The 11,483-nt window shown below is 45.5% G+C and carries 8 protein-coding genes; 4 read left to right on the top strand and 4 right to left on the bottom strand.

Annotated elements, in window-relative coordinates; genetic code table 11:
- Nucleotides 1-85: 85 nt before the first annotated feature.
- The 3 genes from EXU57_RS16625 to EXU57_RS16615 form a co-directional block, all read right to left on the bottom strand.
- Nucleotides 86-475, bottom strand: coding sequence for a hypothetical protein (locus tag EXU57_RS16625; RefSeq protein ID WP_133269366.1), 390 nt, complete (start codon nucleotides 473-475; stop codon nucleotides 86-88).
- Nucleotides 476-1,070: 595 nt separating this feature from the next.
- Entirely contained in the window at nucleotides 1,071-2,327 is a 1,257-nt protein-coding gene (locus EXU57_RS16620; protein WP_133269365.1) for an MFS transporter, read from the bottom strand.
- A gap of 479 nt (nucleotides 2,328-2,806) precedes the next feature.
- Nucleotides 2,807-4,525, bottom strand: coding sequence for a T9SS type A sorting domain-containing protein (locus EXU57_RS16615; protein WP_133269364.1), 1,719 nt, complete (start codon nucleotides 4,523-4,525; stop codon nucleotides 2,807-2,809).
- Between the two features lie 579 nt (nucleotides 4,526-5,104).
- Between EXU57_RS16615 and EXU57_RS16610 the strand changes: the two genes are divergently transcribed.
- Nucleotides 5,105-7,603, top strand: coding sequence for a sugar-binding domain-containing protein (locus tag EXU57_RS16610; protein ID WP_133269363.1), 2,499 nt, complete (start codon nucleotides 5,105-5,107; stop codon nucleotides 7,601-7,603).
- A 288-nt stretch (nucleotides 7,604-7,891) separates the two neighbouring features.
- Here the strand turns inward: EXU57_RS16610 and tnpA are convergent, their stop codons facing one another.
- Entirely contained in the window at nucleotides 7,892-8,338 is a 447-nt protein-coding gene (gene tnpA, locus EXU57_RS16605; RefSeq protein WP_133269362.1) for an IS200/IS605 family transposase, read from the bottom strand.
- An 898-nt stretch (nucleotides 8,339-9,236) separates the two neighbouring features.
- On the opposite strand from tnpA, the gene EXU57_RS16600 reads away from it, so the two are divergent.
- From EXU57_RS16600 to EXU57_RS25925, 3 genes are all read left to right on the top strand, one after another.
- Nucleotides 9,237-10,088, top strand: a complete 852-nt coding sequence (locus EXU57_RS16600) for a hypothetical protein (RefSeq protein ID WP_133269361.1) — start codon at nucleotides 9,237-9,239, stop codon at nucleotides 10,086-10,088.
- A gap of 604 nt (nucleotides 10,089-10,692) precedes the next feature.
- Nucleotides 10,693-10,938 carry a hypothetical protein gene (locus tag EXU57_RS16595; protein ID WP_133269360.1) on the top strand — a complete coding sequence of 82 codons (246 nt, stop codon included), beginning with the start codon at nucleotides 10,693-10,695 and terminating at the stop codon, nucleotides 10,936-10,938.
- 46 nt (nucleotides 10,939-10,984) lie between these two features.
- A complete protein-coding gene (locus EXU57_RS25925; RefSeq protein WP_133269470.1) occupies nucleotides 10,985-11,221 on the top strand; it encodes a type II toxin-antitoxin system RelE/ParE family toxin in 237 nt (78 codons plus the stop codon).
- Nucleotides 11,222-11,483 lie beyond the last annotated feature (262 nt).

The raw sequence follows: 11,483 nt of genomic DNA, 5'->3' as shown, positions 1-11,483 counted from the left end.
CTTCGGCAAACTTCGTACTTGCTTGGGCAGTATCTTTTGACAGCAAGTATTTAGTCTTTAGCACAACAACTCAACATAGCCGGGTTTACAAGACTGGCTTCTTTACAAACATTCCATGATAGTATTTGCGGTATGCATATCCTAAAAAAAGGTTGGGTACAATCAGCAATACACCCATCAACCAACCGGAAGGAACCAGGATGGTGTGATAAAGAAATACGTTTAAGCTTATTGGAAACAATACGACAGCAAAAAAGGGCGCATATCGATTTACTAACATGGATAGGCCACCAATAATCTGTATCGATTTTAACATCGGGTAAAAATATCCTACGCCCAATAGTCCTGATTTGAATGCCGCTACAATACCCGTATGATTGGGTTGATACGGAATAAAACGGAAAAAGTAATCCAGCCCAAAAACCAGGTAAATAAACCCAAGTAAAACCCGGGAAATTGTAGTTGCCGTTTTCATATTATTTATACTATTCGGGTATCTGCTTTTATTTATCCTGTTTCACCTCTTGCATATGCTGGAGTCATGGAAGCTTGAAATAAGGCTTATTTTCTGATTGCAACAAATAAGCTGTGAACGTAAGCAAAAGCACGCGGTCTCAAACGGAAAGAAGCCGTAGCGATCTATGATTAACTTTCTTTGTTGGTAATCATGCGTAAAAAAGTCCAGTTTCTGCCGAAGATGTTTCGCTCCCTTAAAGCACGCCTCTGCATGCTGTTGTCACCTGCAAACGGGGCAGAGCATCCCGTGGTGATTGCCGACGCTAACCTTCCCGGTCTTGCTTGTAGCAGCGCCCTTGTATCGTTTTGTCAACTGCAATCGAAGCAGCTACCGACTCATAAAGCGAACACTCAGTTGGTTGAGACCCGTCCGACTGGTCATCCGGGGGTAACAACGGCCAGGCTGATAAGCTAGCCAAAGCATATGCTGGAAGTACAAGTGCCCGCGCGGGCAGACGCCACTCGGACGGAATGATCCCGGTCGTGGGAGGGAGTGCCGGGTTGGGCAACAACCAGGCAAAATAAAGGAATGAAGCCGGTCCAACAATAAATCCTTATACCTTCTTCTCCCCCATCTTCTTCTTCACCATTACACTTACCCGGTAAAGCAGGAACACGCTGATTAATGATATACACACCATCACATAGCCAACCGTGTTGTAGTGTTCGAGTGGACTGAACTCGGTCTGCTGCTTTATAATCAATCCCCCGGCCGCAGCAGCTACCCCACCAGCTATTTGTTGCAATGATGAATTGACACTCATGAATGCTCCGCGGTCTGCGAGGTCGGGTATGGCTGTTGTTAACGCCACCGCAGGAACCATGCGGCTGAGTATTCCCATCATCATCAATACGTTTACAAGCATCACTAACCACAGCGGGCTTACCGACATATTGGTATAGATAACAACCACGATCATCATCCATGCCGATGCAATCGTATATAAAGTGAACTTATCTATGCGGTCGGCAATCCGCCCTATCAGCGGCATAATAAGGAGAGAACTGCACCCGGAAACCATGAATAGAAGGGGCAATTGTTCATGGGTCACTTTCAGGTTGTTGACTGCAAAGGCGCTGCTAAAGGGCATCATCATAAATCCGCCGATTGACAAAAAGGCGGTCGCCAGGAAGCCGATACGATAATTTGTTTTGGCGAAGGTGTTTAATAAATGGCGAAGCGGTGAATGGTCGTGCTGTGCTGCAAGGTGAGCAGTTACGGGTTTTAGTTTTACAACAATCATCACTGCTATCAAGGTACTCATGCCTACGACGAGCCAAAACGGTGCACGCCATCCCAGGTGGTTGGCAAGATAAAGCCCGATAGGAATCCCCAGCACCTGGCTTGCACCAAAACCCATTTGCACAAACCCCATGACACGACCACGCTGGTGCATATCGAACAGGTCGGCAACAATAGCCAGGGAAATTGAACCGATAACGCCACCAAACAAGCCGGTGATGATGCGTGCCACAAGCAAGGTTTCATAAGAGTTTGCAAGGGCGCAAAAAATGGTACCTGCAATAAATCCGATGTAGAAGAACAGCAATAACTTTTTACGGTCAAACCGGTCGGCGAAACCCGCTGTTAACAGCCCTGCTATACCTGCACTAAATGCATAACCCGAAACTGCTGAACCAAATTGTGAAGGTTTCATTGCTAACACTTTCATCAACAGATCACCCAATGGCGCCATGATCATAAAGTCGAGCACGACGGAAAATTGGGTAACAGCAAGAATAAAGATTACGAACTTTTGGTAACCGGTGAAGGGTATTTTGGCTTGCCTGTTTGTGTTGGTGGGCTCCATGAGATAAAGATAAAGGAGGAATGGTGAATCGCGAATGGTGTTGATGTCGGTTGGGTAAGGCCTGCAATGAAATTCCGCTGAATAGTGTTATCTGAAGTAAAGGAGTGCGACCCACCAAGGGGTTGGGGGCACGGCGCCGGTCCTACTTGGGCAGCCGGGCGCCACGGCCGTCTCATGCTGTTCCATAGCCGGGACCATAAACCTGTTTAATTAACCAGGATCCATAAGTGAATGAACATTGGTTCGTTCCCCGTTGTTCGAGGTGTTCCGCAGGGCACTTCGAACCCAGGATAATTGTTGTTCTTAGAATGGCTTTGCAAAATACACGTGCTACAAGTAACGTATCGCGAGTAAGCGGTTGATACTTTGGAACCCTATCCCCCGGTGTAAGCCTGCAGGGAGATGGACACCGTCTCTTGATAATAAAAGAACCCCTTACCGGTGATTGCGGTAAGGGGTTTTATACAAACCGGTATTTGCTATTTTACAAATGGAAGTGTTTGGGGTGCGCCACTGCCGTAAATGGTTAGGTAGTATCTGCCTTGCGCTAATTCGTTCACGTTTAATCGGGGTTGTTCGCTGGTGATGATAGCCTTTTTAACCACTTTGCCGTCTGCTGTTGTAATCACAACTGGTGCATTGGTGGTTAAATTTCCTGAAACAATTAATGTCTCCGTTACAGGATTTGGATATAGCCTGATCGTTGTTGTCGTGGGTGACGAAATTGAAACATTAACTATAGGTGAATACGAAAATGCTCCGTCTTTGTCAACCTGCTTCAACCTGTAATAATGCACCCCTTCATCAAGCCCGGAACTGGTAAAAGTATAGTGCCGTTCCGCTGCATTTCCGGCATTGGCAGCAACCTCTCCAACCTTGCTAAAGCTTTGACCTGTTCTGCTATGTTCTACTACGAATAATTTGTTATTTACCTCGTTGGCTACTTTCCATTTTAGCACCGCCTTATCGTTTATTCTTTCTGCTGTAAAGCTTTTCCAGGTAACAGGTAAGGCACCGCCGACGTTGAAGCTTTTTGCATAAACGGCATTGTTGAACGTGTGAAAATTTAGGTGAAGCATACCTGCGGGAGTTGCGGTAAGGTTAACATCATTTACCTCGATGGTGCTTGCGGTTACTGGTTGAGCGCCTACATTCTCCCAGGTTAAGTTCGTGTTGTCAAACTTCTTTACATAAGCCTGGCCCTGTTCCCCGCTGTTGGCGAAAACATAAGCTACATACAGCGTATTGTTTAAAATAGTAAACGACGAATTATGGCGGACGTTTGTTGCTACCACGTTATTGGTGAAGTCGGCCCATACATTATTGATTAACAACCGTACTTTCAGTTGCATACTTACCGGCTCAATATATGAGACGTATAGATTATGGTTGCCATCAAAACGGAGCCTGGCATTTGTTGCACGTTCGCTTCCTGAGGCAAGACCATTGCCAGCGGTTATCCAGGTATCATTTGTAAATCTTTTTACCATGAGACCGCCATTTCCGTTGTTAACGCCAAAGTCGATATAGGCGACATACAACTCATCATTATCAACACTGAGGTTAATATTATTTCCGGCAAGTCCGCCCACAGTACCGAGTGAAATCGGGGCCGAACCCAATGTGCGCCAGCCAAGGTTAGGACTACTGTTATCGAAATATTTTACGACAACCTTATTCTGCGTTCCCGCATCAGTATAAGCCACATAAACTTTTCCGTTAGCTGCGGTAATACCGGTATAACTGGCCGTGCCGGCGGAGAATGCAGGACTGCCGACATATTCCCAGTTGTTATTGGTAGTATTATACTTCTTCACGGTAATCTTACCCGCACCGGTAGAACTGACGGCTGACTCTGAATAAGCTAAATAAAGGTTGTTACCGTCGCATGCAATCGGAAAATAATCGGTGTACGGAATTTCGGTAGATACGCCCCCCAGGTCTGTCCATTGGTTATTGACCCACTTTTTTACATGCACCTTGAAGTCGTTCGCGTTAGCCGGCCCTTGCATGTCGTCCAAATAACTGATGTAAGGGGTGCCATTTGCATCTATTGCAGTATAGGTTACGGGTGCAGCTGTTCTTGTTAGTGCCTGATTGGTTTGTTCATTTGAACCCAGTAGCTGCCATGTTTGTGCCCTGCCCCGTGTTGCTACCGAAGCAAAAGCAAGCGTTAAGAGTAATATTCTGAATTTCATAATATAAATTTTTGAAGTGCAAAATTACGCTGCCTATAACATGAGCGTCTGCCATGCATCAAGAAATAATGCCAATGGTAACGGGTTACAGACATCACGTTATGACGCTTTTTTACCGAAACTAAAAAGATTAAGGAACGGTATGGGTACATCTCCGCAGCGGAAAAAAGCAAGGAGATTATCTTAAGAAAACGACATCAAATTCCCTCTGTGGGCTTTTACAATACGTGGAATGCTACGCCGCCAATGGGGCTAAGTAATCAAACAGGTGAACTGGGAAGGTTGCAAAAGGTAAAACCGTTTTTCTTGTATTTTCTGTGCCTTTCGGTGTGATCTGTGAGATAGGGCTTGCGCGCAGAATACACGGATGAACACGGCCGGTTGCAAATGACAAAACCCTTTTTCTTGTATTTTATGTGCGTTTTTGTGGATCTGTGAGAGAGGGCTTGCGCTTAAAAGACAAGGATGAACACGGCGGGATGCAGAAGACATAACAGATAAAATTTTTCATAAAAGAAGTACTGCAGTCAGCCATATCTTTAAGCCAGCAAATCTTAATCGAAATCTACCTATTGCACGATGATCCCTTTTTTCAAACACCCCTTTTTTGCACTAAGCCTATTGTTGCTTATTAAAGTAAATCTTTCTGCCCAACCAGGCTTTGGCAAAGCGGAAAAAATTAATGCGGACTGGCGGTTTCACCTTGGTGAGGTGGACCCCACAAAACCAATCGATAATCGTGACAGATCCTGGAGAGCTGTGCAGTTACCCCACGACTGGACCGTTAAGCAAAACTATGACCCCTCTCTTGCGAGTGCAACAGGATTTCTGCCCGGAGGGATTGGTTGGTACCAACGGACGATTACCATTCCCGCAGCCGATGATGGAAAGAAGCTCTACCTCTATTTTGAAGGTGTTTATAACCGTAGCGAAGTTTTTGTGAATGGCCAGTCCGTAGGAAAACGGCCCAACGGTTACATCTCATTTGGGTACGATATAACTCCCCATGTAAAGTATGGCACAGATAACCAGGTTACAGTTCGTGTAGACCATAGCCAGGATGCCGATTCACGATGGTATACGGGCTCGGGGATATACCGTGATGTGTACCTTGTTCGTGCAAACCCGGTTCATCTTGAACAATGGGGGGTATACGTATTTCCGGAAGTGAAGGGTAGTAAAGGCGTTTTACACATACAAACTGCCGTTAGCAACGAGTCCCCACTAAGCGCCGGGGTATCTGTGGTTAATGAACTTCTGGACAGAACCGGAGCCGTTCTTGCCACGAAAACAAGCAAACTGACCCTGACGAAAAACAACAGGCAGGAAATTAAGGCCGACCTTGCTATAAACAACCCACAATTGTGGAGCATAGAGACACCAAATCTCTATCAACTGCGGACAACGATACTTCAAGACAGAAAGATTATTGACAGCACCACCGTAACCACCGGTTTTCGCACCTATACATTTGATCCCGACAAGGGATTTGCGCTGAATGGTAAGAACATGAAGATGAAAGGTGTATGCCTGCATCACGATGCAGGTGTGCTTGGCGCTGAAGTATACCCGGAAGTGTGGCGCCGCCGTTTGGCTACCCTAAAATCCCTCGGTGTAAATGCGATCCGCACGAGCCATAACCCGCAGGCTCCATCCTTGTACGACCTATGTGACGAACTGGGATTGTTGGTCATGAATGAGGCATTTGATGAATGGGAATACCCCAAGCGTAAATGGCTTCAGGGCTGGAACGTAGGTACTCCGGGACACCAGGGATCTTTCGATTTCTTTAAAGAGTGGGGAGAACAAGACCTGGGCGACATGGTAAAAAGAGACCGTAACCATCTCTCGATTTTCGCGTGGAGCATTGGCAACGAGGTAGATTACCCCAACGATCCTTACTCTCACCCTGTACTTGATGGCAGTAAGGAAGCTGGCTTTACACAGCCCGCTTACGGCGGCTATAAAAAGGATGCGCCTGATGCAATGCGCCTGGGCGATATTGCCAAAAGGCTTGCCGCAGTAGTCAGAAAGTATGACCCTAGCCGCCCGGTAACTGCTGGTTTGGCCGGGGTTGCTATGAGTAACGAAACCGAGTACCCGGGCACCCTGGATATAGCGGGTTACAATTATACTGAAAGCCGCTACGCATCAGATCACAAACGTTATCCCAAACGTGTTATCTACGGAAGTGAAAACCGTCATGACCTGGCAGCGTGGAAAGCCGTAGTAGATAACGAGCACATCTTCGGCCAATTTCTATGGACGGGTATCGATTATTTAGGTGAGTCTGGTCGTTGGCCGACCCGGGGATTCTATTCCGGCTTACTGGATTTTGCCGGCTTCATCAAGCCCCGCGGGTATTTCCGCCAATCGCTATGGTCTGATAAGCCTATGGCCTATCTCGGCACCTACCCGCTTAGGGTAGGGGGTGCTGCGGGCGATGCCTGGTCTGTACTTGAAAATACACAGGCACCCCAACGCAACCAGGCACCATCGATGGATGCATGGCCGGTTTGGAATTATCAGAGCGGTCAAATGATACGGGTGGTAACCTATACCAATGCAGCCAAAGCACGTTTGGAACTGAACGGAACGGTAGTGGGCCAGGCCAAAGATTATGATCAAAAAACCGGGATTATTTACTGGGATGTTCCTTATGCTGAGGGTAAGCTTGAAGTGATAGGAACAGCCGCTAACGGGCAGGAAACCATTCGTCACCAGCTGCAATCCAGCAAGCGTTCGCATGCAATTCAGCTGCTCCAGGGTGAGCAAATCCAAGTAAAGGGCGATGGTGGAATTGCACAGATTGAACTTCGGCTTGTTGACGAAAATGGTGTTCCGGTAGTAACCGCCGATGATGAAATAACCTGCGAAATTGCTGGAAATTCGCGGTTGCTTGGTATGGAAGCAGGAAATAACACGGATGTTGGTGACTACACAGATAACAAGCAGCGGGTTTTCCAGGGAAAGTTGATTGTGTATATACAAACCAAAGGTAAGCCCTCCGATGAAGTGATGGTTCGCTTTAGTGGACCTTGGCTGAAGCCGGCCACGGTAAAAATCAAATGTTTATAGAGGGCTGAGGTATCGTTGGATTAGGTAGGGTATAAATCGATGTCATATTAGTTAACGATTTCTTTGGGGCGAGCAGATGACCATTGATGAAGCTCCGGTTGCCCGCCTGGATGAACACCGTTCGGAAGGAGGCATCGTTTACTTGTACCTACTGTGTGTACACATCTTTACACACGTTTATGTTGGAGGTAAGTAAAAGCCCGGCGGGCTTCAATTTAAATAGCCCTGGTTGCAAACCAGGGGATAAGTCGGATTGTACTATCAACCCTGAAGGGGTTGAATATTTTGCTACAATAAATACTTTTCCTCAAACTCAATCCCGTTCTCGGTCAGTAAATGCCTGTATTCCTCCAGGAAAGTGTACTTTTCGTGGTGTTCTTTCTGGTCCTTCACGTAATCGATTATCATGTCCTTGTCTTTTGCAGAATACGTAAATGCTCCGTAGCCATCCTGCCATCCTTTGAACAACGGAAACTTTCCACTACCTGTCATCCAGACATTACTGGCCACCTTGATGTTTTTTACATAATCACTAAGGCATAATGTAGGATGTAAATCTGAGAAGATATGTACATGATCAGGCATACTGTTAATCCTGTACAGCTTACATTTAAGATTGCTGATAATACCCCAGATGTACTTGTACAATTCTTGTTGGTACAGTTCGGCTATGGTGTTCTCACGATTTTTTGTACTAAATACCACCTGGTAATAGATTTGTCTAAAAGTGCTCATAGCTCTCTGGTTTTTTCTTACTGTAATCGTTCAACCCCTGCAGGGTTGTTTGTTGCCCCGTGCCTTAACCGTTGGCTTCGCCGACGGCTATTCGAATTAAGCCTTTCAGGCTTTTGAAGCAAGGCTACCTAACCTGTCACCATAAGGTTATTTTGTACTGTATACACACGGTAGCACCGGTTGTTCGAGGTGTTCCGCAGGGCACCTCGAACGTGGGATAATTGCTGTTCTTAGAACAGCTGTCTTTGCGCGAGGTCTAAGACCTCCGTCTATCCCGGTTCCAGGTCATCCTGCGGAAGACACTGGAACAGCCTGGTTAATTCATCAACAGCGATTAACATCCCGAGCAGCTGTTTGCTTAATGGTGAGTAGAAAGACAATAACTACAAGAGTGCGACGCCCGTCTGACTGGCGCAGCCGCGCGGGCAACGGCTGCCAGATTGAAATCACTTCGCCTGGCTCCAAAAAAACCTACACCCTTGCCGCCCTGCTGGAGTCTCCTTTATAGCCTTGTGTAACAGTAAGGGACCACGGCACCCCTACCCGGCACTGGTGCAGATACGCTTTCGCTTTTCTGATTGGAATAACTTGAACTTGTCGTATGATATGGGCACCTAACAAAGGCAAATAGATACCCCCTGCTCTCCGTAGTGTTCCACGAGACGATACCACTAAACCGGCATAGCAGAGAAGGCAGAGGAGCTTCATTAAGTGGTAAGTTAGATTATCACAGAAAAGGTGGTCAGCTATAAATTATACATATAACTGCATATACTTTGCATTCCATATAAGCTTTTTTTAAATTTCGGACACAGTCCGGTTTCCCAGTCAAAATTTGCAGTCGAAGAGATATGGACTATTTCAAGCTGTGGATTACTGCTCCCTTCAAATTTTTAATATGAAATTATTTCAATTTTTCACGTTCATTGTTCTAGCAATGGGCTTTTTCGCTACGAACTATATTCTTAACCAAAGTGGAGCGAGAGGAGCTTTGTTTATTTTATCGCCCTACATTGTTATGAGTTGTTTCGCTGCGTGGATAAACTATGAAAAAACAGCCGCAGCATCCAACATCAGCGTTTTTATAGCAGCCTGTTTGGTTTGTGTATTTAAAGTGAATGCATACTACCAGGCTGCCTTTCATCCCACATCCTCTACTGAGGGATTAATCTTCCTGGTAATGCCTTTAGTCTCTATCGCTCTTTTTCTAGGGGCTTATGTAATAGCTTATGCCTTAATACGCATCAAAATAAAGAAACAGGAAGAAAGTTTGCTGGGTAAGAAAGCAGTTACCGTTGGGTTAGTGTCATTGGCTCTCCTCATTGTCTACGGGGTATACCGGGTTGTTAGAACTATCAATTTTCGAAAGGACGAATTTAGCTGGCAACAGACCTCAACGACAAACGGAGACGTAATCAAGGCAAGAAAGCTCGGAGTGTATGTTAAGGACCTGCACTACAAGGTTGACAGTTTCAATGGAACTGTAAAGTTCAATCCTTATATAGAAAAAGTTTTTCAGTATGGAAACAGAAATGAGGAAATAGAAACCTTTGAAGACATTGAGTTTCCCTATGCAGTCAGCTATCAGACAGAACCAGTCAAAGGGGCTATTGTTTTAATAAAAAAAGGTCAGGAACGGAACGTACGAGATAGACGTTATGTGTTGAGAGAACCAAAATTTAAGGACACAATCTTTCTTCAAATGAAAAGGGAGGGGCTAGTATTGGGCAATATCAAAGTATGGGATTAGTGCTGAAAGAAGCCCTCCGCCCTTGTAAGTACTTCGGCAACGCCTAGCCTTGTTACGGGTGACGAAAACTGGCTGCATGTGTTAATGCCAAGGTCTCTCTTCCGCTCCAGACCAACCCTTCAAGGCAGACTCCAGCAGGACAAAACTTGTGCGAATGCCAGGGTCCCTCTCCCCCCACCCAAATCCTTTTGAGGAGACCCCGGCAGGACGAAGAAAGAAAAAGCGCTGCAAGAGTCAAACCGATTGCCTCTTGCAGCGCTTAGATTTAAGCTTAAATCCTGCGAGTTAATTACACGTTCCATCGATTGTGCAGGAACCAACGCCTCCTCGGCAACGAGAGCTGGCTTTTCTTCGTCCCATACTGTTTGGAGCTCCGCGTTGTTCGAGGTGTTCCGCAGGGCACCTCGAACATGGATAATTGCTGTTCTTAGAACAGCTGTCTTTGCGCGATGCAAGACCTCCTTCTAACCCGGTTCCGGGTCAACCTGCGGAAGACACTGAAACAACCTGGTTAAATCAACGACAGCGATTGCTTAAACCCGTGATCAGAAGGTAGAAAAACCTTCGGATACCCTATAATTAGTAAATTTGAGAAACAGTTGTTGTGGCAATACAAGACATAAAGGAGAAACTGCATTCGTTGATTGAACAAACGAACAATGAAGTATTGCTTGACGACCTATTAAGTGAAGCCAGCAGCAGGATACATGCAACAAGTCCTCATGAAGCTGAAGGTCTTTCCAAGAGCGACTACCAAGAACTTATTTCTTTGATGAACGAGGCGCCGGAAAAAGACACCACTTCTTACAATGAACTGAAATCTTCGTTAAGGCGATGGTTTACTAAATAATCTTCAAGAAACGCTTTCAGAACAAGCTTGAAAACTACTTACCTACATTGAAAATGAGTTCGGCTTGTTGGTTGCACAGAAATTTGCGAAGCAACTTGATAAGAAGCTTTTGACAATTCAACAACAACCATCTATCGGGCAACCTTCACTTCATATAGGAAATGTTAGAAGCATCCGCATTAGCAAACATAATAGACTGTACTACAGAATTGAAAGCAACAGGATTGTTATTTTAAATATGTACGACACAAGGATCAATCCGGAAAGAAACAAATTAAAATAAATATAACACGAAAGTGCTGAAGCGCAACATTACCTGGCGCTTCCAACGTCAGTTGTTTAAGGAACAATCTTTAATCTAAAAGTCCGGTGCCCTGCTTAACATCCCGAGCAGCTGTTTGCTTTATGGTGAATAGAAATACAAAAAGTACAAGGTCTCATGTATGAGATGCGGGAGACTTGTAAATAAAAAAGGGTCCTGTAAAAGTGTAAATTGAGTTAAGGAATAATCAATCACTTTAAAAACAGAGACCCTATGACACAAG

Origin of the sequence: Segetibacter sp. 3557_3, assembly GCF_004354985.1 — a bacterium.
Classification (GTDB): Bacteria; Bacteroidota; Bacteroidia; order Chitinophagales; family Chitinophagaceae; genus Segetibacter.
Note: the sequence above shows the minus strand (reverse complement) of the source record. Positions and strands in the feature narration are given on the sequence as shown.

Coding starts and splice junctions, on each gene's coding strand:
- EXU57_RS16625 (WP_133269366.1), bottom strand. CDS start 475: ATGAAAACGGCAACTACAATTTCCCGGGTTTTACTTGGGTTTATTTAC.
- EXU57_RS16620 (WP_133269365.1), bottom strand. CDS start 2,327: ATGGAGCCCACCAACACAAACAGGCAAGCCAAAATACCCTTCACCGGT.
- EXU57_RS16615 (WP_133269364.1), bottom strand. CDS start 4,525: ATGAAATTCAGAATATTACTCTTAACGCTTGCTTTTGCTTCGGTAGCA.
- EXU57_RS16610 (WP_133269363.1), top strand. CDS start 5,105: ATGATCCCTTTTTTCAAACACCCCTTTTTTGCACTAAGCCTATTGTTG.
- tnpA (WP_133269362.1), bottom strand. CDS start 8,338: ATGAGCACTTTTAGACAAATCTATTACCAGGTGGTATTTAGTACAAAA.
- EXU57_RS16600 (WP_133269361.1), top strand. CDS start 9,237: ATGAAATTATTTCAATTTTTCACGTTCATTGTTCTAGCAATGGGCTTT.